Below are 25,751 nucleotides of genomic sequence, written 5' to 3' on the forward strand. Positions count from 1 at the left end.
CTTCACCTTTACGGCCGTTCGTCGCCTACACGCCCGTCGTACCGTCGACCAGTTCCCGCAGGATGTCCAGGTGCCCGTTGTGCCGGGCCGTCTCCTCGGTCAGGTGGAGGAGGATCCAGCGGAGGTCGACCTGGCGGCCGTCGCTGTTCGAGCGCTTGGCCTTGGTGTCCAGGTCGTGGGCGGCGACCAACTCGCGGTAGCGGGACGCCTGTTCGGCGTACTCCTTCAGGAGGTCCGGGAGCGGGAAGTCGACGGCGATGCGCATCTCGCGGTCGGGGTCCTCGTCGGTCCAGGGCCCCTCGTCCTCCTCACCGAGGAAGACCACCTGGAACCAGAAGTACTCGACCCAGCGCAGGTGATTGACCAGTCCGCTCACGGTCATCAGCGGCGAACCCGGCAGCGGGGCCTTGCGGGCGTTCTCCGCCGACACGTCCTCGCACTTGGCGCGGGCGGTGTCGCGGGCGTAGTCGAGGAAGGTGGTCAGCTGGGTGCGCTCGTCCCACGCGGGGGGAGTGTCGGTTCTCGTCATCGAGGAGGATGCTCCTGGACCGGCGGCCGCGTGTCGAACCATTAAGCGACCTCGTGCTTGCGTTGCGGGCCGCCCGGTGAGTTCACTCAGTCCTTCCGCGCCACCAGCTCCACCTCGAACCCGTCCCCGTCCTCCAGGTAGCCCGCGTAGTGCTCCGGCCCGCCCGCGTACGGATGCCGGTCCGGGAACATCAGGGTCCAGCCGTGTTCCGGCGCGGACTCGACCAACGCGTCGAGGTCCTCGCGGCTCGGCACATGGAAGGCCAGGTGGTTCAGCCCCGGCCGCATGCGGTCGTACGGCTCGCCGGCCCGCAGCGCCGGTGACTGTTCGAGGACGATGTACGTGTCCGCCATCCGCCAGCTGCGCCCGTCGGCCCAGCTCTGGTACTCCTCGTAGCCCAGCCGCTCCAGCAGCCATCTCCAGGAGCCGACCGCGCGCTCCAGATCCGGCACCCACAGCTCCACGTGATGCAGCAACTCCCGCCCCCTTCAAGGCCGTACGACCAAGGCCGAACCGGCAAGGCCGTACGAACCCCCGATCCTGTCACCCGAGGCACCCCGCTGTGGCAGACTGCCGCGATGGTCGATCGGTCGTTCGGGGATCCCGAGCTCGCCGCGTTGTACGAGACGCTCAATCCGTGGCGGGCGGGGGACGACTTCTGCCTCGGGTTCGTGATGTCCGCCGGGTCCGTGCTGGACGTCGGATGCGGCACCGGCCGGCTGCTCAGGCAGGCCCGGCAGGCGGGACACCAGGGGCGGCTCGTGGGGCTCGATCCGGCGGCCGCCATGCTGGTGCTCGCGCGGCGCAGTGCACCGCGGATGGAATGGGTGCTCGGCGATCTGCTGACGCGGGACTGGCACGGGGAGTTCGATCTCGTCGTGATGACCGGGCACGCCTTCCAGGTGCTCGTCAGCGACGAAGAGATCCGGCTCGCGCTGCGGGCCGTACGGGCCGCGCTCGCGGACGGGGGGCGGTTCGTGTTCGAGACACGGAACCCCGCCGCCCGCGCCTGGGAGCGATGGACACCGGAGCGGGTGTACGAGATCACCGGACCGGACGGCGCCCCCGTACGCGTGTGGCACGAGGTCGATCAGCCCGTCCTCGGGGACCGGGTGACGTTCACCGAGACGTTCGAGGGCGGCCCCTGGCGGCGGACCGCGATCAGCAGGACCACCCTGCGGTTCCTCGACACCGACGCCCTGTCCCGCTTCCTCGGCGAGGCGGGCCTCAGGATCGTCGAGCAGTACGGCGACTGGGGGCGGGGGCCGTGGACGCCCGCGAGCCCCGAGATCATCATCGTGGCTCAGCCCGCCTGAGGCTCACGAAGCCCGTTTCAGCCGACCGGAGGTATATCGCCCTTGACCCTGGTGATCAGCGCGGCAAGAGCGGACGGCTCCGCGGTGATGACGGTGACGGGGGTGTCGCTCTCGCGGAGGTGAAGGTGTCCGGTGAGGTCAAGCGCGACTTCGACACAGGTGTCGGCTCCCCCTTCGCTGAAACTGGACTTCTGCCACCTGAGCTGAGCCATGCGGGCCTTCCTACAGCAGCGGATACAGAAGCCGCTGGATCAGTCCCAGCGAGTCCCTGGCGGCGTGCTCCTCAGGAGGGACCTCCGCGTCCACGGGAGGAAGCGCCACCGTCCGAAGGCTAGCGAACAGTTCTTCGTATCTGGCAAGGGCCTCGGCCTCCCCCAGATACAGCGACTTCTCGATGTGCGACACGATCACCGTGCCGAGCCGTCGTACGGAGGGGACGACGAGGGTGAACGACGTACCGAACGGCACCGGCCCGTCGAACGGCAGTACCTGGACCGTCACATGAGGCAGACGGGACAGCTCGATCAACCGCTGGAGCTGCTCTCGCATGATGCCCGGATCGCCCAGGGACGGATGCAGAGCGGCCTCGTGCACGATCGCATGAAGACGCGGCGGTCGTTCGCCCGTGAGGACACGCTGACGTCGCATGCGGAACTCGACGGCGAGTTCATGCTCCTGGCGTGTGGCACGCGCGTATCCGCGCTGGTGAATGGCGTCGGCGTACGCCCGGGTCTGCAGCAGCCCCGGCACGAACATCGGCTCGTAGTTGATGACTTCGACCGCCGCGTCCTCCAGCTCCGCCAGATCGAGCAACGAGGAACGTACACGGTCCCGGTACGCCGTCCACCAGCCCTTGCCTGAGGCCTGCCCCAGCTCCACAAGCGCATCAAGGTAGGTTGTATCTTTACAGCCCGCCGCCTCAGCCAACAGGCGCAGCCGTTCCGGAGACAGGGACGTTCGCCCCGACTCCACATTGCTGATGTGGGGCGCTCGCATCCGCATAGCCGCAGCCGCCCCACCCGCCGTCAGCTCAGCACGCTCACGAATCGCCCGCACCTCGGCACCGAACCGCCGTTGCCGGTAGGTCGGATTGGCCCTCAGTCCCACTCGCCCCTCCTCGCTCTACACCGGAGCAGTATTCCCCAATCGCCAGCTTCCACAAGGAGGTTGTAGGACTACGACTTTTTTCGCTACCTTACGTGTTGAGTCAGTCACAGCAGGCACTCAACTGGAGGCTGCACATGCGCACGCCCGAAACCCCCCAACCCCTCTGGACCTACGGCCTGTCCATCCCCCACGACCCCCGAGCCGTCCGAGTGGTCCGGGCGACGATCCGGAGCATCCTCGCCGCCGCCAAGCTCAACTGCATCGCGGACACCGTGGAACTACTCGTCTCCGAGGTCGTCACCAACGCCTACCGCGGCTCCGCCATGGAGACCTACGTCAGCATGGACCGCATGCCTGACGACTTCCGCGTCACGGTGTGGGACCACGGCCCCGGTACGCCGACTCCCCACAACCCCTCCGACCGCGACGAGCGCGGCCGTGGGCTCGGCATCGTCGAGGCGTGCGCCGACCAGTGGGGCGTGCGCAGCTACCCGCACGGCAAGGCCGTGTGGTTCAGCGTCGCGCCGAAGGAGCCGTCGTGAGCTATCCGGGACAGGCTCCCCTCCCCGTCAAGGCCAAGGAACACACCACCACTCGACGGTATTCCCCTCGGTATACTCGCGCCATGGACACCACGATCAAGGTCGACTCGAAGACCCGCGACCGTCTCGCCGTCCTGGCGGAAGCCCGTGGTACGACCATGCGGGCCCTTATCGAGGAGTTCGCCGAGAGCACGCTCACGCCGGCCGAGCTCAGGGAACGTGCCGCTCGCACCGCGGACTACCTCGCCGAGCACTTCGGCGTCACCGTCACGGACGAGAGCAGCACCGAGGTGCTGCGAAAGGTACGCAGCCAGGTCATCGCACAGCACGCGGAAGAGCAGGGCGCCGCGTGATCCGAGAGCACTACGTTCTCGACTCCGACACACTGCTGGCTCTGGGTGGGCACCGTCAGGTCTCCGGGCTGATCCACGCCGCCCGGCTCGAGCCCAACGTATTCCTCCACGCGCCGGTGCTCTCGATCATCGAAGCCGAACGTGAGCGCGCCGGCCTCGCCCTCCACATCGGTCAACTCGGCATCGCAACGGTCGACCTCGACTACACGGCAACTGTCTCCTGCTGCCAACTGCACACGGACGGATTGCCGTTCGGAACGGCGGCGGCGATCGAGGCCGCCCTCCGTGTGGGCGAGGAGTACGAGGACCCGTTCGTCGCAACGGTCCGACCGGACCTCTACGAGAAGCGCTTCTCCCGTGTCGTCGACCTGAACCGCTGATCCCTGAGACTGCATCCGGACAGACGCGGCCCGAACTGCTGCGAGCAGTGGGCAGACCGCCCCACCGCCCCAAGGAGACCGCGCATGAGCACCGCCGCACAGTCCGGTTCCGGCGCCGTCATCCCCCAGCCGACCAGCACCCCGGAAGACCTGCGGACCGCCCTCGCGCAGCTGGCGCCCGACGCCCTGCACACGTTCGACGCCGAACGGTCCACGGCACTCCAGCAGGCACGCGAGCAGGTCAGTGCCGCTCCGACACGCCGCTTCGTGAGGCAGTGGGCGGTGTACGTGGCACTGGAACGGCATCCTGACCGAGCCGCCCGGCTGCGCTCCCTGGAAGCGCGCGCCGCTACCACGGAGACCCTTGAGGAAGCCCGGAGCATCGCGGCCGAGATCGGCCGAATCCTCGATGCCGCGTGCGCGGCGTGCGCGGAAGCCGAGGGCGAGGGCGAGGGCGAGCGGGCTGAGGGCGTGTGACGGCTCCGCGAGCCCGGGCCGCGAAAGCCGCCCACTGACCGCCGCCTACTACCGCTCCGCGTCCTCCTCCAGCGCCGCCAACGCCGGATCCAGCACGATGTCCTCGTCCCGCCCCTCGATCGTCGGGTCCTCCGGGAAGTGGCAGGCCGTCAGGTGGCCGCCGGTGTTGCCGGAGATCTGGATCAGGGGCGGCTCCTCGGTCGCGCACTTGTCCTGTGCCTTCCAGCACCGGGTGCGGAAGCGGCAGCCGGAGGGCGGGGCGATGGGTGAGGGGACGTCGCCGGCCAGGCGGATGCGCTCGCGCCGGCCGGCCCCGGCGTCCGTGAGGTCCACCTCGGGTACGGCGGACAGCAGGGCGTGGGTGTAGGGGTGCCGGGGGCGGGTGTAGATGGAGTTGCGGTCGCCGACCTCGATGATCTTGCCGAGGTACATCACCGCCACGCGGTGCGAGAAGTGCCGTACCACCGCCAGGTCGTGGGCGATGAACAGGAACGCGATGCCGAGTTCCTGCTGGACCTTCTTGAGCAGGTTCACGACCTGTGCCTGGATCGACACGTCCAGCGCGGACACCGGCTCGTCGGCCACGATCAGCTTCGGCTCCAGGGCCAACGCCCGTGCCACCCCGATGCGTTGCCGCTGGCCGCCGGAGAACTCGTGCGGGAAGCGGTTGTAGTGCTCGGGGTTCAGGCCCACGATCTCCAGGAGTTCGCGGACGCGCTTCTCCCGGCCGCCGTCCGGCTCGATCCCGTTGATCTCCATCGGACCGGAGATGATCTTGCCGACGGTCTGCCGCGGGTTCAGCGAGGAGTAGGGGTCCTGGAAGATCATCTGGATCTCGGACCTGATCGGCGCGAGCTGCTTGCGGCCGGCATGGCTGATGTCCTGGCCGCGGTACGAGATCGTGCCGGCCGTCGGCTCCAGGAGCCGGGTGATCAGGCGTCCGGTCGTCGACTTGCCGCAGCCCGACTCGCCGACCAGGCCGAAGCTCTCGCCGACGTTCACGGTCAGGTCGATGCCGTCGACGGCCTGTACGGCGCCGACGGTCCGCCGGATCGGGAAGCCGCCCTTGACCGGGAAGTGCTTGGTGAGCCCCTCCACCACGAGCAGCGGCTCCCCGGCGCCGCCGGTGGCGGCCTCGCGCGGGGCGGGGAGGACGAGATCCTCTTTCATGACTCCTCTTTCATGTCCGTCACGACCGTGTCTGCCACGGCCGTGTCCGGCACTGCCGTGTCCGTCACGACCATGTCCGTCACGACGATGTCGTCCTACCCCATGCGGGGTTTGATCTCTTCGATGAAGATGGTCCGCTTCTGTTCCGCCGTGAGGTGGCAGGCCGAGTCGCGGTCCGGACCCAGCAGCGGGCGTTCGTCCACACAGCGCGTGCCGCCGACCCGGTCCCGGAAGGTGCAGCGGGGATGGAAACGGCAGCCGGACGGAGGCGTCAGCAGCGACGGCGGGGCGCCGGGGATCGGCGCGAGCGGGGCGTCCAGGTCGGAGTTCAGACGGGGCATCGAGTTCAACAGGCCCCAGGTGTACGGGTGCTGGGGCGAGCGCAGCACCTCGTTCACCGTGCCGCGTTCGACCGCGCCGCCCGCGTACATCACCATGATGTCGTCGGCCATGTCGGCGATGACCCCGAGGTCGTGCGTGATGAAGACGATCGCCGTGCCGAACTCGCTCTGCAGGTCCTTCAGCAGGTCCAGGATCTGCGCCTGGACCGTCACGTCCAGGGCGGTGGTCGGTTCGTCGGCGATCAGCAGGTCGGGGTCGCACACCAGCGCCATCGCGATCATCGCGCGCTGGCGCATACCGCCGGAGAACTGGTGCGGATAGTCCTTCGCCCGCTCCTTCGGGTTGGGGATGCCGACCTTGCCGAGCATCTCCACCGTGCGTTCCCAGGCCGCCTTCTTGGAGGCGCCGGTGTGCTTCATGAAGGGCTCGGCGATCTGCCGGCCCACCGTGTAGTACGGCGACAGGGCCGTGAGGGGGTCCTGGAAGATCATGGCGACCTTGTTGCCGCGCAGCTTCTCCAGCTCGGACTCCCGGGCGGTGGTCAGCTCCTGTCCCTCCAGGAGGATCTCGCCCTCGACGGTGGTGAACTTCGGGTTGTGCAGCCCCAGGATGGTCAGGTTGGTGACGGACTTGCCGGAACCCGACTCCCCGACGATGCCCAGCGTCCTGCCGCGTTGCAGGTCGAAGGAGAGCCCGTCCACGGCCTTGACAATGCCGTCCTCGGTCCTGAACCTCACGTGCAGGTCCCGCACCGACAGGAAGGCGCCCGCGTCCGCCGGGTCCGGGGATACGGCTTCCTTGGTCAGAGTGGTCACGACAGTGCTCCTAGGACAGCCGCACGCGCGGGTCGATGAGGGCGTAGCAGGCGTCGACAATGATGTTGCACAGCAGGATCACGGCGGCGGAGAACAGCATCACGCCGAGCAGCAGCGGCAGATCGCTGAACTGCACCGAGTCCACCGCGAGCCGCCCGAGGCCGGGCAGTCCGAAGGTGTACTCGGTGATGATCGCGCCGCCGAGCAGGGAGCTGAGGTCGATGCCGAGGATGGTGATGATGGGGATGAGGGAGCCCCGCCAGGCATACCGGAAGAAGACATAGCGACCGCTCATGCCCTTGGCGCGGGCCGTGCGGACGTGTTCCTCCTGGAGCTGCTCGATCATCGCGGAGCGCGCCATACGGGTGTACTGCGCGGCGAAGATCGTCGACAGGACGGCCCAGGGGATCAGCAGCCCGGTGAACCAGGCGGCCGGATTCTCGGTGATGCTGGTGTACTTGGGCTCGTCGAAGAGGTGCGCCTGGTACACCAGGAGCGCCAGCGCCAGGGGGCCCAGGAAGTAGATCTGCATCGAGCTGATCACCATGGAGCCCGCGGTGAACGTCTTGTCGATGAGGGTGCCGCGCTTCCATGCGGCCAGCAGGCCGGTGCCGAGCCCGACGAGCAGGAACAGGACGGTGGCGCCGAAGGCCAGCGACAGCGTCAGCGGCAGCCTGTCGATCAGGGTCGACCAGACCGCCTCGTTGGTGTGGTACGAGTAGCCGAAGCACGGGGCGGGGCAGGGCCCCTGCGGGAAGTTGTCGCGGCCCATGACGAGCCCCTGCAGGAAGATCCAGAACTGCTCCGGAATCGACTTGTCGAGCCCGAGGGTCTGGTGGATGTTCGCCAGGGCGTCGGGAGTGCACGTCTTGCCGCACATCAGCAGCGCCGGATCACGGGGCATGCCGAAGAAGAGCAGGAAGGCGACCACGGTCAGCAGGACCAGGATCACGAGTGAGCCGAGGATCCGGCGGAAGAGGAAGCGCAGCATCTCAGGGCAGCTTTCGGGCGTCGGAAGCCTGGGCGGCGCGGTGCGCCCCATCACGTCACGGGACGAGACGGGACGCACCTGCACGCCGCTTGGACGGGCGGTTACTTCACGAACAGCCTGCGCGGGTCGACGCCGCCGATGACGTCGTCGTACACAAGGCCGCCGATCTTGGACCCGGCGATCTGGGTCTGCTTGTAGTACGCCGTCGGGATGTTGGAGACGACATCCTTCACGATGTACTCGTTGATCTTGTTCCACTCCTCCGCGGCCTTGACGGGGTCGGTGATGGCCGAGACCCGGTCGATGTCCGCGTTGACCTTCTCGTCGTTGATGTGCGAGTAGTTGGAGGCACCGTCCTGGATCTGGCGGCCGTCGTACAGCGGCGGGATCACGGTCGACGCGCTCGGCCAGTCGGCACCCCACGCGGTGTGGTAGATGTCGTAGTTGTTCTTGACCTTGCTGACCTGGTCGTAGTACGTCTCGGCCGGGATCTCCTGGCGCTGGACGTCGAAGCCGGCCTTCTCCAGGCCCGCCGCCATGGCGGTGGAGTACTGCTGGCCCTCAGGGGTGTTGATGTAGCCGAAGGTCAGCTTCAGGCCCGTCTTGCCGGCCTTCTCCAGCAGTTCCTTGGCCTTGGCCGCGTCACCGCCGGGCTTCTTCTTCTTGCCGAACGGGTCGAAGGTCGGGTCGTAGCCGGAGACGGTCGGGCTGATCAGACCGCCGGCGACCTCCATCGCCTGGTTCCCGCCGTAGGCACGCACGAACGGGGTGACGGGCAGGGCGTAGGCGATGGCCTCACGGACCGCCTTGTCCTGCATCTCGGGCTGCGACAGGTTGATGTTCATCTGCCCGACGTACGGCTGGTAGCCGGAGACCGTACGCGGCTTCAGCGCCGCGTCGGCGAGGACCTTCGACAGGTTGCCCGCGTCGACCTGGTTGCTGAAGCTGATCGCGGTGGCGTTCGCGCCGCTGTCGTCCAGGATGGCCTTGGTCGAGTCCTCGTACTGCTTGTTGAACTCGAAGTTGAACTGGTCGACGTACTGGTGGCGGACCGCGTCGGTCTTCGGGTCCCAGTTGGTGTTCTTGACCAGCTTCATCGACTTGCCGGACTTGAACTCCTGGATCTTGTACGGGCCCGCGGCCATCGGGGCCTTGTCGTACTTCTCCTTGGTGTCCTTCTTCTCCGACACCAAGGAGTAGCCGGCCATGGCCAGCGCGTACGGCAGGTCGGGCTTGGCCTGCTTGAATTTGAAGACGATGGTCTTGTCGTCGGGCGTCGACAGGACGCTGTCCGGCAGGTGCTTGCCCTTGTACGGGCCGTCCGGGAGGAGCTTGCGGTACTCCGCGCCCGGGGTGTCGGCCAGCCACTGCTGGATGTACGTCGGGCCGTTGGAGACGAACGGCGCGAACATCCGCTCGAAGGTGTGCCGTACGTCAGCGGCGGTGATCGCGGAGCCGTCGGCCCACTTGATCCCGTCCTTCAGCGTGTACGTCCAGGTCTTGCCGCCGTCGGTGGTCTTGCCGCTGTCGGTGGCCAGGTCTCCGACGACCTCGTGCTCCTTGCCGTCGTCGCTGGTGGCCTTGTAGGAGGTCAGACCACGGTGGATCAGCTGCGAGAGCGCCATCTCGTCCGAGACGTAGATCTGTCCCGGGTCGAGGTGCGCGAAGCTGTCGCGCTGGAGAACCGTTACTGTGCCGCCCGGCTTGGCGCCGGCGATCTCGGCCGCCGGACCGGTCGAGGCCTTGGCGTCGCCGAAGTCGATGCCGGCCTGCTGCCGCGCGGCGTTCTCCTCGTTCTCCTTGTCGTTGCTGCTGCCCTTGCTGCCACCTTCGCTGCAGCCGGTGAGCACGAGAGCCCCCGCCGCGAGCAGTGACAGTGCGGCGTACGCGGGGCGTCCACCCTTACCCATCACAGATTCCACCCATCTTGTGTCACCAGTGCTAATGAATTGCCAACCGGTACAAGTGCCATCCGGTACGCGTCGGGCGGGATGCCCACGATCTCGCGGTCAGCGCTCCGACTTGGGGTCGAAGGCGTCCCTGACCGAGTCCCCGAGCAGGTTGAACGCCACGATGAAGATGATCATCGAGATGCCCGGGAAGAACATGTAGGTGATGTCGTTCTGCATCACGAGTTCGGTGGACGCCTTGGAGAACATCTGTCCCCAGTCCGGCGTCGGTTCGACGATTCCCACGCCGAGGAAGGACAGACCGGCCTCGGCGGTCACGAAGTTGGGAAGCATGTAGGTCGCCTGCACCAGGATCGGCGTGACCACGTTGGGCAGGACCTCTTTGCGGATGATGCGGCCGGGCGGCGCCCCGCTCACCTTCGCCGCCTCGATGAACTCCCGTTCTCGCAGGGCCAGGGCGGTACCGCGCAGGATACGGGCCAGACTCATCCAGCCCAGGAACCACATCACCGTGATGAGCGCGACCACCCGGACGTACACCGGCGTCTCGTCCCGCGGGCTCACGAAGAGCGACACCACGACCGGCATGCTCGCGATGAAGAAGAGCTGCGACGGGAAGGCGAGCAGGAAGTCGATCAGCCGGCTGATCCAGAAGTCTGGCTTGCCGCCGAGGTAGCCCGCGGCGACACCGAGGAGGATGCCGGTGAGGACCGTGGCGACCGTCACCGCCAGGGAGATCATCAGGGAGTTGCGGATGCCGTAGAGCAGCTTGGTGAACACGTCGTAGCCGTTGCCCGGCTCCAGGCCGAACCAGAACTCGCCGCTGATGCCGCCGTTGGGCTGCAGGGGCACACCCGCGCTGTCGAAGAGCTCAGGACGTTCGTCCGCGTACACCGTGTACGGATTCTTGCCGTACAGCTTGGAGATCAGCGGAGCCGCGAGGCCGACCGCGAAGAAGAAGAGCACGACGCAGGCCGAGATCACGCCGGCGCGGTCCCGCCGGAAGCGGATCCACATCAGCTGGCCGGGTGAGCGGCCGACCAGCTGCTGCTCCTCGGGTTTCTTCTTCGGCTCCGGTTCGCCGTCGACGACGACCGACGTCCCGCCGCCCTCGATGTCGATAGGACTTGTCACAGTTCGCCCATTTCACAGATGTGGGTGTGCCGAGCCGGCGACCGGCACAGATGTGCGCGGTCGCGGACCGGATCATGAAGAAGCGTCAGGACACCGCGAAGCAGGCGGGAAAGGCGCAGCCGGACGCGCGTAGGCGCCAGGGCGTGCTGAGCCGCCGGCCGCCTGCGCTCAGTGGCAATCGCCGTACAGTGGCGGGCACTCGACGGCTACGGCTGACGCTGTGACCCACCTGGTGCTTGTGACACCGCGCATGGGACTCCTCCTCATGACTCCACGTGTTCACCAACAGGAGGGGGCACATGTCTGACCTCCGACACCCCTGACGGAGGGTCAGGCACCCCCTGGTGCTCGTGAGTCGGCGCCGTCCCCACGGCGCGAGACCCATTGACCCGAGCGTTACGCGGCTAACTATCTGCCATGCGCCAACCACCGACCACCGTCTTTAAATCTCAATTCAGTCACAGCTGACGCGTACATCTTCCAAAACTTGGACAAACTGTTCGGCACGAGATGGGTGCGAAACGGACGTGTTACATGTGTACCGGGCGAGGATCACCGCAATCCGGACACGGGGTCTCTGCGGATGCGGCCAAAACCGGTTGCAAAAAACCCGGCCGCCCCCACGAATGGGGGCAACCGGGTCTCGGGCTGTGCATCGGCCGGGCGTCAGCCGTGCTTGGCGCGGCTCGCGGAGCGGGCGCGCTCGCGGGCGTCCAGGTTCACCTTGCGGATGCGAACCGCCTCCGGGGTGACCTCCACGCACTCGTCGTCGCGGCAGAACTCCAGCGACTGCTCGAGCGACAGCTTGCGCGGCGGGACGATCGCCTCGAAGGAGTCGGCCGCGGCCGACCGCATGTTGGTGAGCTTCTTCTCCTTGGTGATGTTCACGTCCATGTCGTCGGCGCGCGAGTTCTCACCGACGATCATGCCCTCGTACACCTCGGTGCCGGGGTCGGTGAACAGCACGCCGCGCTCCTGAAGGTTCGTCATCGCGAAGGCGGTGACGGCGCCCGCGCGGTCGGCGACCAGCGAACCGTTGTTACGGGTCGTCAGCGGGCCGAACCACGGCTCGTGGCCCTCGTGGATGGAGTGGGCGATGCCCGTGCCGCGCGTGCCGGTCAGGAACTCGGTACGGAAGCCGATGAGACCGCGGGAGGGGACGACGAACTCCAGACGGACCCAGCCAGAGCCGTGGTTCGACATGTTGTCCATGCGGCCCTTGCGGACGCCCATGAGCTGCGTGACCGCGCCCATGTGCTCCTCGGGCACGTCGATCGTCATGCGCTCGACCGGCTCGTGGACCTTGCCGTCGATCTCCTGGGTGACCACCTGAGGCTTGCCGATGGTCAGCTCGAAGCCCTCGCGGCGCATCTGCTCGACCAGGATGGCGAGCGCGAGCTCACCACGGCCCTGGACCTCCCAGGCGTCCGGACGCTCGGTGTCGAGCACGCGGAGCGAGACGTTGCCGACCAGCTCGCGGTCGAGGCGGTCCTTGACCTGGCGGGCGGTGACCTTGCGGTCCTTGACGGCGGCCTTGGCCGAGGCGCCCTTGCCGGTGCCGCCACGGCCGACCAGCGGCGAGGTGTTCGTACCGATGGTCATCGAGATCGCCGGCTCGTCGACCGTGATCAGCGGCAGCGCGATCGGGTTCTCGGGGTCGGCGAGCGTCTCGCCGATCATGATGTCCGGGATACCGGCCACGGCACAGATGTCACCGGGGCCCGCCTTCTCGGCGGGCTTGCGGGTGAGCGCCTCGGTCATCATCAGCTCGGTGATGCGGACGTTGGACATCGTGCCGTCACGCTTGATCCACGTGACCGTCTGGCCCTTGCGCAGCTCGCCCTGCTCGACGCGGAGCAGCGCGATACGGCCGAGGAAGTTGTCCGCGTCCAGGTTGGTGACGTGCGCCTGGAGCGGAGCCTCCTCGTCGTACTCGGGAGCCGGGACGTGCGACAGGATCGTGGAGAAGAACGGCTCCAGGCTGTCGCTGTCCTTGGGGACGGTGCCGTCCTCCGGCTTGGTCAGCGAGGCCACGCCGTCACGCGCACAGGCGTAGACGATCGGGAACTCGATCTGCTCCTCGTCGGCGTCCAGGTCCAGGAAGAGGTCGTAGGTCTCGTTGACGACCTCGTCGATCCGGGAGTCCGCGCGGTCGGTCTTGTTGATGCACAGGATGACCGGCAGGCGCTGCTGGAGCGCCTTGCGCAGCACGAAGCGGGTCTGCGGGAGCGGGCCCTCGGAGGCGTCGACCAGCAGCACCACCGCGTCGACCATCGACAGCCCGCGCTCGACCTCGCCGCCGAAGTCGGCGTGGCCGGGGGTGTCGATGATGTTGATGGTGATGACATCGCTGCCATCCTTGGGGTGGTACTTGACGGCCGTGTTCTTGGCCAGGATCGTGATGCCCTTCTCACGTTCCAGGTCGTTCGAGTCCATCATGCGGTCGTCGAGCGATTCGGCAGCGTGCGCGGCAAAGGCCCCGGCCTGCTTGAGCATGGCGTCGACGAGGGTCGTCTTGCCGTGGTCGACGTGGGCGACGATGGCGACGTTACGGATGTCGTGGCGCGTGGCCATATTGCGGCGATCTCCCGGAGTGTGAGGAAGGCCTGCGCGTACATCTGTGTTACGCGGGACCCTGCCGGGCTGGACACGCCACGGCCTCACCCCATGGTACGTGGCCCTGGCAGAGACGGCCTCCACAGGGCCACGCGGATCACTTCCGCGAAGGGCCCGGGGCCGGATTCGCGCCCTTCTTCAGGAAGCCCATGTCCTCGTACACCGGGGTCTGGAAGCCGAAGGAACCGGCGTTGACCAGGTTCTTCCGTGCGGCCGTGAGCTGGGGGCGCTGGTAGAGGGGGATGGATCCGGCCGCCGCCCAGATCCGGGAATCCGCCTTGCGCAGGAGGCCGCGGCTCTCGCTCTCGTCGAGAGTGGCGATGGCCTGGTCGAAGAGCTGGTCGACCTGGTCGGTTCCGACGCGGGTGTAGTTCTGCTCGACGTTCAGGGAGCCGTCGGCGGCCGGCACCGGCTTGGCGAAGATCGGGCGGGCGTCGGTCGCGGGGAAGGCGGAGGCGGGCCAGGAGTACAGGGCGAGGTCGTACTGGCCGGACGCGATGTGGTCCTTGAAGTAGCTCTCGTCGGCGACCTTGGAGATCTCGGTGCTGATGCCGACCTTGCGCAGCATGCTGCTGATCCGGTCGGCGACCGTGCGGAGCGTCTGCGAGCCCGGCCCCGAGGGGAGCACGAAGCGCAGGGTGAGCGGCTTGCCGTCCTTGGCGAGCGCCCCGGCCGCGGCGCCCGCCGGGGCGGCGGTGCCCAGGGGGGCGTAGGCGCCGGGCGCGCCGCCCTGCTTCAGCTGGTTCGCGTACTGCCTGCCGTCCTGGGCGAGGTGCTTGCCGAGCTCCTCGCTGTTCTTCGTCCCGCTCTCCGGGTGCTTCTTCTCCCGGTCGGCCTCGTGAGGAGCCTTGTCGTCCTCGCCGACGATGTACGTCCCGTCGTCGCCCTCCGCCGACTCCTTCTCGGCCTCCTCCCCCTCGGCGCCGGCCGCCTTCTCGCCCTTCTTCTGCTCCTTGACTGGCCCGCCGGGCACCCACCCGGCGTCCGCGAGCAGCGCCCGCGCCTCCGCGGTGTCCTGCCCGCCGAGGGCGCCGCTGTTGTCGGCGTAGTGGGCCTGCCCGGACAGCGCGAGGTGGCTGCCGACCGGCTCGGCGGGCAGTCCGAGCGGCTTGAGGACGGCCTTCGCGAGCGCCCCCCGGTCGAGGGCGCGGGCGACGGCCCGGCGGACCCGCTCGTCGGCGAGCGGGCCACCGGCGCCGTTGAGGGCGAGCTGGGTGTAGGCGGGCTCCAGCGACTTGCGGAGCTCGAAGCCTTGAAGCGGCCCCTGGAGGGGCTCCGTCCGGCTCTCGTCCCTGGCGTTCGCCCTTTGGTCGCCGGGGCCCTGGAGGGGGGTGCTCGTGCCCTTGCCGCCGGCGCGTGCGGCGAGGGTGACGCGTCCGGCGGACTCGGGGTCGAGCTCGGCGAGGTCGACGGTACCGGCGGCCAGCGCGGCGGCCCGCTTGTCGCGCGGTACGGCCCGCAGCACGATCTCGGAGAGCTTGGCGGGCTCCCCCCACCAGCGCGGACTGCGGACGAGGGTGACCTCCTCGTCCTTGCGGTCGACCTTCTTCAGGGCGAAGGGACCGGCGGTGACCTTGAGCTTTTTCCTCGCCCCGTCGTTGAAGGCGTCCGGCGCGCCCATGACGTCCTTCGGGTACAGCGGCGAGAACAGCGACCGCCAGTCGGCGTACGGCCGCCCGAAGGTGACCCGCACCTCCAGGTCGTTCGCCCCGCGCTCGACCTTCTCGATGCGCTCGTACCCGGCGTTGCGGGCGGTCCAGTACGCGGTGTCCTTGCCGGACAGGGCCCGCCACTGGGCGGCGAAGTCGGCGGCGCCGATCTCCCGGCCGTCGCTCCACACGGCCTGCTGGTTCAGCTTGTACAGCACGACCTGCTTCGGCTCGGTCTCGACGACCTTCGCCGACTCCAGGTAGTCCGGGTTGCGCTCCGGCCGCCCGTTCTCGTCCAGCCGGTACATCGACGGCAGGACGGCCTGCGCGATCCGGCCGGTGGCCGCGTCCGCGTCCGACTGGAACGTGTTCAGCGTCTCCGGCACGGCGTCCACGGCCCAGCGCAGGGTGCCGCCGTCGGCGACCCGGGCCCGGACGGCGGGCGCGATGTCCTGTCCGGCGAGCGGCTTGCCCGCCTGGTCCTCGGAGCTGCATCCGGCGAGCACGGACACCGCGAGCGCACCCGCGGTGAGGAAGGAGACCGAGCGCATGACCTCGCGCAGTCCGACGCCGTCTTTGGACATCTCTGCTTACCTCCGGGTGCCGCGGGCGTTATGATCACTTTTGGCGGTATATGGAGCTGATCACATGTATGCGGCCACTGAAGAGGAAAGGGTTCGGCAACAGACGGCGACACGGCGAGCACGGCTGGGAAGGTCACCCGTGCGGCGCAACGCACCACGGAGTGCACCCATACGCCTCGGCCAATCGGTGCACGTCCCTTCCCACCGACCGGTGTGACGCGCAACACTCGCAGGCGCATGAACGTTGCCGCCCAGGGCACCACCGCCCACGGAAGTGAGGTCACGTCATGTCCGTGCACGACGAACTGACATCGGTCCAGCGCTGCCTGGACGATCTGACCCGGTCGGTCGGACGCCTGGAGCAGCAGCTCGGCAGCGGCGGGCTCGACATGCGCCGCGTCCGCGCCGACGCCGACCACCTGCGCGAGAGCGTCGCGCTGCTGCGCGCGGCGGCCTCGGCACCGGCCGCACCCAGGCGCCCCGACCTCGTCACCATCCCCGACACCCCGTACGACGACTCACTGTGGATCGACTCGGACGACGAGGGACTCGGCGCCCGGGACCGGCACGCCCCCTGACCCGACCGGAGTCATGAATTGGCCACTGGTACGGAACCTCCAGCCACCGAAGACCCCCATCCCCCGAGCGGCGGCGTACGCACCCGTACGCGCGCCGCGATCGACGCCCCGCACCTGCGCACCGACCGCTGGTGGCTGGCGCCCGCCGTCACGGCCGCCGGCCTGCTCGCGTTCATCGTGTACTCGACCTGGCGGGCGTTCGCGAACGCCGACTACTACGCGGCGCCGTACGTCTCGCCGTTCTACTCGCCGTGTCTGGCGGAGAACTGCGACGCGATGCGCGCAGGTCCCAACTGGGATCTCTTCGGCGGCTGGTGGGGCATCTCCCCCGCGATCATCATCCTGATCTTCCCGCTCGGCTTCCGCCTGACCTGCTACTACTACCGCAAGGCCTACTACCGGGGCTTCTGGGCGTCCCCGCCGGCCTGCGCGGTGGCCGAGCCGCACAAGAAGTACACCGGCGAGACCCGCTTCCCGCTGGTGCTGCAGAACATCCACCGGTACTTCTTCTACGCCGCGATCGTCGTCGCCGGGATCCTGACCTACGACACCGTGCTCGCCTTCCGCGACGAGCACTACGAGTGGGGCCACATGGGTCTCGGCACCCTCGTCTTCCTGATCAACATCGTGCTGATCTGGGCGTACACGATCTCCTGCCACTCCTGCCGGCACATCGTCGGCGGCAAGCTCAAGCACTTCTCCAGGCACCCCGTGCGCTACCGGATGTGGCAGTGGGTGGGGAAGCTCAACGCCCGGCACATGCTGCTCGCCTGGGCGTCGTTGGTGAGCGTGGCGCTCGCCGACTTCTACGTGTACCTGGTCGCGTCCGGTGCCTTTGACGATCCGCGCTTCTTCTAGATGAGTGGGGCCTTCTGATGTCCGTGGTCGACCGGCAGGAATGGGACGTCGTCGTGGTCGGCGCCGGCGGAGCCGGGCTGCGCGCCGCCATCGAGGCACGCGAGCGCGGTGCCCGTACGGCCGTGATCTGCAAGTCGCTGTTCGGCAAGGCGCACACGGTGATGGCCGAGGGCGGCATCGCGGCGGCGATGGGGAACGTCAACTCCGGCGACAACTGGCAGGTCCACTTCCGCGACACCATGCGCGGCGGGAAGTTCCTCAACCAGTGGCGGATGGCCGAACTGCACGCGCAGGAGGCCCCGCAGCGGGTGTGGGAGCTGGAGACCTGGGGCGCCCTCTTCGACCGTACGAAGGACGGCCGGATCTCGCAGCGCAACTTCGGCGGTCACGAGTACCCGCGCCTGGCGCATGTCGGCGACCGTACGGGTCTCGAGCTGATCCGCACGCTCCAGCAGAAGATCGTCGCGCTCCAGCAGGAGGACCACCGGGAGACCGGCGACTACGAGTCGCGCCTGAAGGTGTACCAGGAGTGCACGGTCACCCGAATCCTCAAGGACGGCTCGCGGGTGTCAGGCGCCTTCGCCTACGACCGGGAGACCGGCCGTTTCTTCGTCCTCGAAGCGCCCGCCGTGGTGATCGCGACCGGCGGCATCGGCAAGTCCTTCAAGGTGACGTCGAACTCGTGGGAGTACACGGGCGACGGCCACGCGCTGGCGCTGCTCGCGGGCGCGCCCCTGCTGAACATGGAGTTCGTGCAGTTCCACCCGACGGGCATGGTCTGGCCGCCGTCGGTGAAGGGCATCCTCGTCACCGAGTCGGTGCGCGGGGACGGTGGGGTGCTCAGGAACTCCGAGGGCAAGCGGTTCATGTTCGACTACATCCCGGACGTCTTCAAGGAGAAGTACGCGCAGTCGGAGGACGAGGGCGACCGCTGGTACGAGGACCCGGACCACAACCGGCGCCCGCCGGAACTGCTCCCCCGTGACGAGGTGGCCCGCGCGATCAACTCCGAGGTGAAGGCGGGCCGCGGCTCCCCGCACGGAGGCGTGTTCCTCGACGTGTCGACGCGGATGCCCGCCGAGGTCATCCGGCGCCGGCTGCCGTCCATGTACCACCAGTTCAAGGAGCTCGCCGACGTCGACATCACGGCGGAGCCGATGGAGGTCGGGCCCACCTGTCACTACGTGATGGGCGGCATCGCCGTCGAGTCGGACACGGCGGCCGCGCGCGGGGTGCCGGGCCTGTTCGCGGCCGGTGAGGTCGCGGGCGGCATGCACGGCTCCAACCGCCTCGGCGGCAACTCCCTGTCCGACCTGCTGGTGTTCGGCCGACGAGCGGGCCGGCACGCGGCGGACTACGCGACCGGGCTCGGGCCGGACCGCCCGCCCGTGGACGACACCCAGGTCGACACGGCGGCGGCGGAAGCATTGCGGCCGTTCTCCGCGGAGGGCCTGGAGCCCGCCGGGGGGCCGCCGGAGAACCCGTACACGCTCCACCAGGAGCTCCAGCAGACCATGAACGACCTCGTCGGCATCATCCGCCGCGAGGCGGAGATGCGGCAGGCCCTGGAGAAGCTGGCCGAGCTGCGCGTACGGGCCCGCCGGGCCGGTGTCGAGGGCCACCGCCAGTTCAACCCGGGCTGGCATCTCGCCCTGGACCTCAGGAACATGCTCCTGGTCAGCGAGTGCGTGGCGCGGGCCGCGCTGGAGCGCACGGAGTCGCGCGGCGGCCACACCCGCGAGGACCATCCGGCGATGGACCGCAAGTGGCGCCCCGTCAACCTCCTGTGCCGGCTCACCGATCCCACCGAGGGCCTGGCGGCCACCGACCCGGTGCGCGGCCAGATCGACCTCACCCGTGAGTCCACCGACCCCATCCGCCCCGACCTGCTCGCCCTCTTCGACAAGGAGGAGCTGGTCAAGTACCTCGCCGAAGAGGAGCTGTACGAATGAGCGGCTACACGGCCCAGTTCAAGGTGTGGCGGGGTGACGTGCAGGGCGGCGGGCTCGAGGACTTCAAGGTCGAGGTGAACGAGGGCGAGGTCGTCCTCGACATCATCCACCGCATCCAGGCGACCCAGGCCCCCGACCTCGCCGTGCGCTGGAACTGCAAGGCGGGCAAGTGCGGTTCGTGCTCGGCGGAGATCAACGGGCGTCCCCGGCTGCTGTGCATGACCCGGATGTCCGTGTTCACGCCCGAGGAGACGATCACCGTCACTCCGCTGCGCGCCTTCCCGGTCGTACGGGATCTCGTCACGGACGTCGGCTTCAACTACACGAAGGCGCGCGAGGTCCCGGCCTTCGTGCCGCCGGAGAAGCTCGCCGCCGGCGAGTACCGGATGATGCAGGAGGACGTGGACCGGTCGCAGGAGTTCCGCAAGTGCATCGAGTGCTTCCTGTGCCAGGACACGTGCCATGTGGTCCGCGACCACGAGGAGAACAAGACGGCCTTCGCGGGCCCGCGCTTCCTGATGCGGGTCGCGGAACTGGACATGCACCCGCTGGACGCGGCGGCGGAGGCCGGGCTCGACCGCAAGCAGACGGCCCAGGACGAGCACGGCCTCGGCTACTGCAACATCACCAAGTGCTGCACGGAGGTCTGCCCCGAGGGCATCAAGATCACGGACAACGCGCTGATCCCCTTGAAGGAACGGGCCGTCGACCGCAAGTACGACCCGCTGGTGTGGCTGGGGTCGAAGATCAGGAGGCGGAGTTCGTAGGGGGCAGTACGGGGGTACGGCCGGGGCGCTGGGCCAGCATCTGAATGCCGATGCTCCCCATGAACAAGAACCAGCCGATGAGCGGGAGCGCGTCGAACCTGGCGGGGAACACGCCGAGGAACATCCACAGGGATGCGCCGACCGCGCCGAGCAACTGGCCGTACCCCCACAGCTTCGGCCGCAGGATCCGGTGCCGGCCCAGCGGCAGCACCCAGCCGGTCGTGATGCCCGCGATGCCGAACCCCGCCATCAGCGCCACGGCCAGCGCGCCCGCGACCACCAGGTACATGTGCATGACGATCATGGGGTCCGTGGCCGCACCAGGGTCGCGTGCCGCGCCGTCCCGGACGAACAACCGCCTCAGGCTTCTGCCCGCAGATAGCCCGAGTGCGCCACCTGGCCGAGGAATCCCAACCGGGTGTCCGTGGCCATGTGCTTCTCGAAGGCCTCCTTGATGCCGGGCCACTTGGGGTGCCCGAAGTCGTCCAGCACGACGATGCCGCCGGGCGCGACGATCTGCTCGGCCCACTCCAGGTCCGCCGCCACACCGGTGGCGGAGTGGTCGCCGTCGACGATGACCACGCCGTAGGAACGGTCGGAGACCAGGGCGCGCACCTCGGGGTCCTCGGAGAAGCCCTGCTGGATCCGGGCCGCGGTCCCGGCCGCGCCCGCCAGGGCCAGGTTGATCCGCACCGCGGCCCCCTGCACGGGGGTGCCCGAGGAGTCGTCCCCCATGGTGGTGCCGGGCTGCAACTGCGACCCCGCGAGCGGGTCGACGATCGTCAGCTTCGGGTCACGTCCCGCCCGCTCCATCATCCGGATCAGCGCCGCGCCGAACATCCCGTACAGGGTGCCGATCTCCAGCACCTCGTCGTTCGGCGGGTCCAGCAGCGGTACGGCGGACAGCTTGCCGACGATGTTCATGGTGCCGCCGGCGATCCGCCCGACCCCCAGCGCCTCCATCGCGATGAGCAGCCGGAACGCCTGGGCGACATTGCGCTCGGCGCCCTCCTTGTCCCCGGTGACCTGCGCCAGCTCCGCGATCGTGCGGTTGAGGTGGGGCGCGGACGGCAGCCGGGACGCTCCGCGCCCGGTCCCGTCGAAGAACAGTTCCAGGGGGCGCTGGCGGCTGCGCAGCTTCTTCAGTTCCTCCTGCCAAGCGTCCGGCGCGGGGGTTCCGGTGGTGCTCGCCAGGGTGTTCCCGGCGGGTTTCCCGACGGTGTTCGTGACGGCACGGCGGACCTGGCGCTCGATGCGCTGGTCGATGAGTTCGACGATCGGCCGCAGGGCACGCCGGGCAGCCTTGCTGGTGAGTAGCGCTCGCATCCGTGGACGGTAGGGCCGCTCACAGTCCGCTCACAACCAACGGAAGAGCCCCTGCGGGCAAAGCGCACATGACGTCTCGGTCACCGGATGTTCACCTCGTCCCGCCCCGGCCTCCGGTCAGCTCCAGGGCCCGGAGCAGATTGTGCTCGGCGATGCCCCGCATCGGCTCCGGGTGCGGGAAGTCGCCGTCGAGGAGTCGCAGGGGTCCGGCCACCAGGGACAGGTGCATGGCCAGGCGGTAGAGGCGGAGGCGGTCCTCGTCCAGGCCGGGGGCGCGGAGAGTGTCGTAGTGACGGCGGAAGCGGATCCGGAGGAAGACGTGCTCCCACTCCGCGTCGAAGTACATGAGGCCCTCGATGTCGATCAGGGCGGGGTTGCCGTCCGTGTCCAACAGGACGTGGTCCGGGCCGAGTTCGCCGTGGATGAGGGAGTACCGGGAGCGGGGGCGGACCGCGGAGGCCAGCTCTCGTACCGTGTCCGCCAGTTCTTCCTGTACGGCGGTGATCCGGGCGTCTCTCGAAGCGACTTCGGCGATGTCCCGCAGGGCGCCCTCGGTGACGCGCTGCTCGCAGGAGCTCGCGGACGACTCCCCGCCGCTGTCGACGAGGGCGACCTTGCCGAAGGCCGGCGCCTCGTGCGCGTGCAGCTCGGTGAGCTGTGCGGCCAGCCTCTGGAGGGAGGCGCGCCCCGCGGCCGGGTCCCGCTCCAGCGCCTCGTCCAGGCTCCCGCCCCGCAGGTCCTCGACGACCGCCGCGTCCGCCGGGAGGTGCGTGTGCGTGGCGTCGGCGTACAGCAGCCGGGGCGTGCGCACGCCGGCGGCGGCGAGCCGGTCGTGCGCCGCGGTGAACAGGCCGAAGCCGGTCCCGTGGGAGAAGGGGTCGCGCGGGTCGGAGGGCCCGGCGTCCCAGTAGTCCTCGTCCGCCGACCAGACGTAGGCGACGGCCGTCGAGTCGTCGTCGAAGGTCAGCCGGTAGACGCCCTTCTTGGAGCCGCCGCGCAGCCGGGCGACGGCGGCGAGGGTGCGGTGGGGGCCGGTCGCCGCCCGGGCGAGGGGGGTGAGGTCGTCGCGGGTGAGGGGCCTGCGGGTGGTGGTCATCGTCGGATGCTCGCACCGGCCGGACCCGGCCGCAGCCGGATTTCAGGGCGGCCGGGTCCTCACCGCCGGATCCTCACCGCCGGGTTCTGACCGCCGGGTCCTCAGCGCACCCAGCCCTCCCGGTACGCCGTCCAGTCCTCCTCCGTGGCCGCGAAGTCCACGTACGCGGCGACGCCGAAGCCCGCGCGGTCCGCGTCCGTGCGGGACAGGCCGAGCCGGACTCCCCGGACCGCGGCGGCGGCGGTCTCGGCGTGATTCCAGTGGCCGAACCGGTTCTCGTGGTAGAAGGGCAGCCCCATGAGCAGGTCGGTGGAGTGCGGAGTGACCTCCAGGGCCAGCGCGGTCTGCTGGGCGACATAGCCACCGTATGTGCTCTCCAACGGCTGGATCGTGTCGTACGACATCACGGCGATCTGGTCGACTCGGCGCGCGACCTGTCCGAAGAACTCCTGCGACCACCACTTCGGGTGCCCGGTGAGCGCGTTCCAGAAGGAGTGGAACGCCGGCACCGGGTCGATCTGGTGCGCGGCGATCGACAGCTGCGCGCCCTGCGCGCGGGTGACCGGCCGCAGCGAGTCGAGGAGGGTCAGGTAGTTCCGGTCGCCCGAGTGCAGCGGCTCCAGGTCGAAGTGCACGCCGTCGAAGCCGACGGCGAGGATCTGCCGGGCGGACCCGACGACGGCGGCCCGGGTCTTTGGCAGCTCCAGCCGCATGCCGTTCGGGCCCTCGCTGGCGAGCACGTCACCGAGCCAGGCCTGCACGCGGACGCCGGGTGCGGCGCGGTGCATCGCGTCGATGAACCGACGCGCCCTCGGGTAGGCCGACTCGGGCAGTGTGCCGTCGTGCTCCAGCGGCCCGGAATGGACGTAGAGATCACGCATTCCGGTGCTCTCCAGACGGCGGGCGAGCGCCGTGACGTCGGCGTCCTTCTTCCGGCCGTCGACCCAGGCGTGGCCGAGCCAGATCGCGTCCTTGTTGCGGGTGTACGTGCCGTCCGCCGGATCGCCGGTGTAGTTCACACGGAGGGCGATCTCCCCGGCGAGCAACGGCAGGACGACGACCAGTACGAGACCGAGGGCGGTACGCCGGACCCAGCGGACCCAGGCCCGCCGTCTCTTCGGTTCCGGTGGCGCCTGCTCACCATCGGCGACCGCGGGTGTCTCACCCTCCTCGGGCTTGTGCTCCGCTTCCATCCCCGTCCCCCCAGAACGTTCCGTCACGGCGTTCCCCTCCCCCATCGGCCCACGGCCACCCGCCACCCCGGTCGCGCGCCCGCATTCCTCCTCATACGCTCCCAAATGTGACGTCATCGTTGATCCGGGGCCTGCCGCGGCGCACCCGCTCTCACATATCCGTGCGGGTGGCCCATGCCGTACTGGGCAGTGCGGCCGGGCTCGTGTGGCTGGTGTTGCCAGGGATGACGATCAGCACGGACGTTCCGGTTGCGATCAGCACCGATGCCCCGGTGGCCGCCGCCGCGCCGGAGGACGAGGAGACCTCGGGAGCGGACCTGGTCCTGCCGCTCGTCGTGGTGGGTGCGGTGGGCGCACTGGCCGGATACGCCTACCTACGACGCACCCGACGGGCCAGAACCCGCACCACCCCCGGCGGCACCCGCACCACACCCCCCGCCCCGCCCCTCACGGAACTCGACGACGAGTCCCGCACCCTCCTCACCGAGGCCGACAACTGGATCCGAACCAGCCGCGAGGAACTGGGATTCGCCGAGGCCCGTTCCGGCCCGGCGGCCGTCGCCCGCTTCACCCGGGCCGTACGGGACGCGGAGTCCGAACTGTCGGCCGCCTTCCGCATACGGCGGCAGTACGACGCCGGCGTCCCGCCGGACGAACCGTCCCGGCGCCACGCGCTCGCCGGGATCGTGGGCCGGTGCCAGGAGGCGGGCCGGCGCCTGGACGAGGAGGCGGCGGCCTTTGACCGACTCCGCGCCCTGGAAGGGGAGATCGACGAGGCGCTCACCGTCGCGGAGACCCGCTTCCGGGAACTCGCCGGCCGCGCGGCGACGACCGGGACGACCCTCGCGGACCTCGCCGAGCGGTACGCGCCCTCCGCCACCGCCCCGGTCACCGGCTACGCCGAACAGGCCACGGACCGCCTGGTGTTCGCCACGACCCACCTCAACCGGTCCCGCCAGGCCGCCGACTCGGGCGAGGCCGAGGGAGCGGTCCGGCAGCTGCGCGCCGCCGAGGGAGCCGTCGCTCAGGCCGCCGTCTTCGTCGACGGCATCGACCGACTCGCCGCGGAGCTGAGCGCCGCCGCCGGGATGGTGGCGAGCGCCCTGACCGGAGCGGAGGCGGAGCTCTCGGGGGTACGGGGCGTGCTGCCGGCCACCGGGGAGTGGGAGCAGCCGGCGGACGCGGGCGCGGGCGCCATGGCGGGCGCGGTGCCGGACGCCGAGGCCGGCCCCGGGCCGGGCGCTGTGCCGGACACTGGGGCGGGTACGAGGACGGGCGGGGGCGGGACGGCGGAGGACGCGGGGGCGGGCGCGATGCCGGACGCCGGGCCGAGCGCGATGCCGGACACCGGGGCGGGTACGAGGACGGGCGGGGGCGGGACGGCGGAGGACGCGGGGGCGGGCGCGATGCCGGACGCCGGGCCGAGCGCGATGCCGGACACCGGGGCGGGTACGAGGACGGGCGGGGGCGGGACGGCGGAGGACGACGGGAGAGCGACACGGCGGCCTCGGCTCCCGGACGCCGCCCTGCTGGGCGTCCCCGTGGGCGAGCTGCGGTCCCGGGTTCTGCACGCCGACACCGTGCTGACCTCCGTACGGCAGGAGCTGACCGGCGGGCGGCCGTACGACCCGCTGGACGTCCTGCGCCGGATCGTGCGCGTCCTGGCGCCGGTCGCCACCGGGCGGGCCGGGGTGCTCCCGGCGGCCGCCCGGCTCGCCGCGGGCAGCGCCACCGCCGTCGCGGACACCTTCGTCACCACGCACCGGGGCTCGGTGGGCGCCGACGCCCGCACCCTGCTCGCGGCGGCACGGGAACTGCTCGACGCCGCGTCCCTCACCGACCTGGTGCGCGCCCACACCCTGGCCCGGCAGGCCCGTGAGCTCGCCGAGCAGGACGTGCGCGTGCACGGCAACCCGGTCGCCGGTGCGGCCGAGCACGAGAGGGGGGTCGCCGGGGCCGTGCTCGGCGGGATCCTCCTGGGCGACGACGCGGACGGCGGCCCGCCGCCGAGCTTCGGCGGACCGCACACCCGGGCCGGACGAGGACTCACCTCCGCGTAGCCCGCT

At 69.6% G+C, this 25,751-nt stretch carries 25 protein-coding genes; 10 read left to right on the plus strand and 15 right to left on the minus strand.

Going from position 1 to position 25,751, the window contains the following annotated elements; all coding sequences use genetic code 11:
* Positions 1-25: 25 nt before the first annotated feature.
* Both AC5P09_RS00795 and AC5P09_RS00800 read right to left on the minus strand, forming a co-directional pair.
* The gene (locus tag AC5P09_RS00795; RefSeq protein ID WP_493871922.1) at positions 26-529 is read right to left on the minus strand and encodes a DinB family protein; all 504 of its coding nucleotides are present in this window, start codon (positions 527-529) and stop codon (positions 26-28) included.
* Positions 530-615: 86 nt separating this feature from the next.
* On the minus strand, positions 616-1,005 hold the full coding sequence (locus tag AC5P09_RS00800) for a VOC family protein (RefSeq protein WP_493871923.1): 390 nt from the start codon (positions 1,003-1,005) through the stop codon (positions 616-618).
* A 102-nt stretch (positions 1,006-1,107) separates the two neighbouring features.
* Here AC5P09_RS00800 and AC5P09_RS00805 point away from each other — a divergent pair, with 102 nt between their 5' ends.
* Positions 1,108-1,845, plus strand: coding sequence for a class I SAM-dependent methyltransferase (locus AC5P09_RS00805; RefSeq protein WP_493871924.1), 738 nt, complete (start codon positions 1,108-1,110; stop codon positions 1,843-1,845).
* Positions 1,846-1,862: 17 nt separating this feature from the next.
* Here AC5P09_RS00805 and AC5P09_RS00810 read toward each other — a convergent pair whose 3' ends face one another.
* Together AC5P09_RS00810 and AC5P09_RS00815 are read right to left on the minus strand one after the other, a co-directional pair.
* Entirely contained in the window at positions 1,863-2,057 is a 195-nt protein-coding gene (locus AC5P09_RS00810; protein ID WP_493871925.1) for a DUF397 domain-containing protein, read from the minus strand.
* 10 nt (positions 2,058-2,067) lie between these two features.
* The gene (locus AC5P09_RS00815) at positions 2,068-2,952 is read right to left on the minus strand and encodes a Scr1 family TA system antitoxin-like transcriptional regulator (RefSeq protein ID WP_493871926.1); all 885 of its coding nucleotides are present in this window, start codon (positions 2,950-2,952) and stop codon (positions 2,068-2,070) included.
* A gap of 134 nt (positions 2,953-3,086) precedes the next feature.
* On the opposite strand from AC5P09_RS00815, the gene AC5P09_RS00820 reads away from it, so the two are divergent.
* The 4 genes from AC5P09_RS00820 to AC5P09_RS00835 all read left to right on the plus strand — a co-directional run bounded on the left by AC5P09_RS00820 (position 3,087) and on the right by AC5P09_RS00835 (position 4,704).
* A complete protein-coding gene (locus AC5P09_RS00820) occupies positions 3,087-3,494 on the plus strand; it encodes an ATP-binding protein (RefSeq protein ID WP_493871927.1) in 408 nt (135 codons plus the stop codon).
* A gap of 83 nt (positions 3,495-3,577) precedes the next feature.
* The gene (locus tag AC5P09_RS00825) at positions 3,578-3,847 is read left to right on the plus strand and encodes a hypothetical protein (RefSeq protein ID WP_493871928.1); all 270 of its coding nucleotides are present in this window, start codon (positions 3,578-3,580) and stop codon (positions 3,845-3,847) included.
* Positions 3,844-4,227 carry a PIN domain-containing protein gene (locus AC5P09_RS00830; RefSeq protein WP_493871929.1) on the plus strand — a complete coding sequence of 128 codons (384 nt, stop codon included), beginning with the start codon at positions 3,844-3,846 and terminating at the stop codon, positions 4,225-4,227. Before AC5P09_RS00825 ends, AC5P09_RS00830 begins: the two co-directional genes overlap by 4 nt.
* A gap of 84 nt (positions 4,228-4,311) precedes the next feature.
* Complete coding sequence (locus AC5P09_RS00835) at positions 4,312-4,704, plus strand: DUF6247 family protein (RefSeq protein ID WP_493871930.1); 393 nt, start codon at positions 4,312-4,314, stop codon at positions 4,702-4,704.
* Positions 4,705-4,752: 48 nt separating this feature from the next.
* On the opposite strand, the gene AC5P09_RS00840 is transcribed toward AC5P09_RS00835, so the two are convergent.
* The 7 genes from AC5P09_RS00840 to AC5P09_RS00870 all read right to left on the minus strand — a co-directional run bounded on the left by AC5P09_RS00840 (position 4,753) and on the right by AC5P09_RS00870 (position 15,915).
* Positions 4,753-5,874 (minus strand): ABC transporter ATP-binding protein, encoded by a 1,122-nt coding sequence (locus AC5P09_RS00840; protein ID WP_493871931.1) that lies wholly within the window; start codon positions 5,872-5,874, stop codon positions 4,753-4,755.
* 95 nt (positions 5,875-5,969) lie between these two features.
* Entirely contained in the window at positions 5,970-7,031 is a 1,062-nt protein-coding gene (locus AC5P09_RS00845; protein WP_493871932.1) for an ABC transporter ATP-binding protein, read from the minus strand.
* Positions 7,032-7,041: 10 nt separating this feature from the next.
* On the minus strand, positions 7,042-8,022 hold the full coding sequence (locus AC5P09_RS00850) for an ABC transporter permease (protein ID WP_493871933.1): 981 nt from the start codon (positions 8,020-8,022) through the stop codon (positions 7,042-7,044).
* A gap of 101 nt (positions 8,023-8,123) precedes the next feature.
* Complete coding sequence (locus AC5P09_RS00855) at positions 8,124-9,932, minus strand: ABC transporter substrate-binding protein (RefSeq protein ID WP_493871934.1); 1,809 nt, start codon at positions 9,930-9,932, stop codon at positions 8,124-8,126.
* 99 nt (positions 9,933-10,031) lie between these two features.
* Positions 10,032-11,066: an ABC transporter permease gene (locus AC5P09_RS00860; protein ID WP_493871935.1), complete on the minus strand. Its 1,035-nt coding sequence runs from the start codon at positions 11,064-11,066 to the stop codon at positions 10,032-10,034.
* Between the two features lie 666 nt (positions 11,067-11,732).
* Positions 11,733-13,640 (minus strand): translational GTPase TypA, encoded by a 1,908-nt coding sequence (gene typA / locus AC5P09_RS00865; RefSeq protein ID WP_493871936.1) that lies wholly within the window; start codon positions 13,638-13,640, stop codon positions 11,733-11,735.
* Positions 13,641-13,779: 139 nt separating this feature from the next.
* Positions 13,780-15,915, minus strand: a complete 2,136-nt coding sequence (locus AC5P09_RS00870) for an ABC transporter family substrate-binding protein (RefSeq protein WP_493871937.1) — start codon at positions 15,913-15,915, stop codon at positions 13,780-13,782.
* A 287-nt stretch (positions 15,916-16,202) separates the two neighbouring features.
* Here AC5P09_RS00870 and AC5P09_RS00875 point away from each other — a divergent pair, with 287 nt between their 5' ends.
* From AC5P09_RS00875 to AC5P09_RS00890, 4 genes are read left to right on the plus strand one after another with little or no spacing between them, the layout of a single operon-like run.
* Positions 16,203-16,493, plus strand: coding sequence for an Rv0250c family protein (locus tag AC5P09_RS00875; RefSeq protein WP_266434201.1), 291 nt, complete (start codon positions 16,203-16,205; stop codon positions 16,491-16,493).
* Positions 16,494-16,511: 18 nt separating this feature from the next.
* Complete coding sequence (gene sdhC / locus AC5P09_RS00880; RefSeq protein WP_493871938.1) at positions 16,512-17,351, plus strand: succinate dehydrogenase subunit SdhC; 840 nt, start codon at positions 16,512-16,514, stop codon at positions 17,349-17,351.
* Positions 17,352-17,368: 17 nt separating this feature from the next.
* Positions 17,369-19,303, plus strand: a complete 1,935-nt coding sequence (locus AC5P09_RS00885) for a fumarate reductase/succinate dehydrogenase flavoprotein subunit (protein ID WP_493871939.1) — start codon at positions 17,369-17,371, stop codon at positions 19,301-19,303.
* Positions 19,300-20,070: a succinate dehydrogenase/fumarate reductase iron-sulfur subunit gene (locus AC5P09_RS00890; protein ID WP_307677121.1), complete on the plus strand. Its 771-nt coding sequence runs from the start codon at positions 19,300-19,302 to the stop codon at positions 20,068-20,070. The genes AC5P09_RS00885 and AC5P09_RS00890 overlap by 4 nt, the downstream gene beginning before the upstream one ends.
* Here the strand turns inward: AC5P09_RS00890 and AC5P09_RS00895 are convergent.
* From AC5P09_RS00895 to AC5P09_RS00910, 4 genes are all read right to left on the minus strand, one after another.
* Positions 20,051-20,374 (minus strand): hypothetical protein, encoded by a 324-nt coding sequence (locus tag AC5P09_RS00895; RefSeq protein ID WP_493871940.1) that lies wholly within the window; start codon positions 20,372-20,374, stop codon positions 20,051-20,053. The genes AC5P09_RS00890 and AC5P09_RS00895 overlap by 20 nt on opposite strands.
* Positions 20,375-20,430: 56 nt before the next feature.
* Complete coding sequence (locus tag AC5P09_RS00900) at positions 20,431-21,396, minus strand: class I SAM-dependent methyltransferase (RefSeq protein ID WP_493871941.1); 966 nt, start codon at positions 21,394-21,396, stop codon at positions 20,431-20,433.
* 91 nt (positions 21,397-21,487) lie between these two features.
* Entirely contained in the window at positions 21,488-22,492 is a 1,005-nt protein-coding gene (locus AC5P09_RS00905) for a phosphotransferase family protein (RefSeq protein ID WP_493871942.1), read from the minus strand.
* 101 nt (positions 22,493-22,593) lie between these two features.
* The gene (locus AC5P09_RS00910; RefSeq protein ID WP_493871943.1) at positions 22,594-23,685 is read right to left on the minus strand and encodes a glycoside hydrolase family 18 protein; all 1,092 of its coding nucleotides are present in this window, start codon (positions 23,683-23,685) and stop codon (positions 22,594-22,596) included.
* 107 nt (positions 23,686-23,792) lie between these two features.
* On the opposite strand from AC5P09_RS00910, the gene AC5P09_RS00915 reads away from it, so the two are divergent.
* A complete protein-coding gene (locus tag AC5P09_RS00915) occupies positions 23,793-25,745 on the plus strand; it encodes a hypothetical protein (RefSeq protein ID WP_493871944.1) in 1,953 nt (650 codons plus the stop codon).
* Positions 25,746-25,751 lie beyond the last annotated feature (6 nt).

It is taken from the genome of Streptomyces sp. a15 (genome assembly GCF_059026085.1).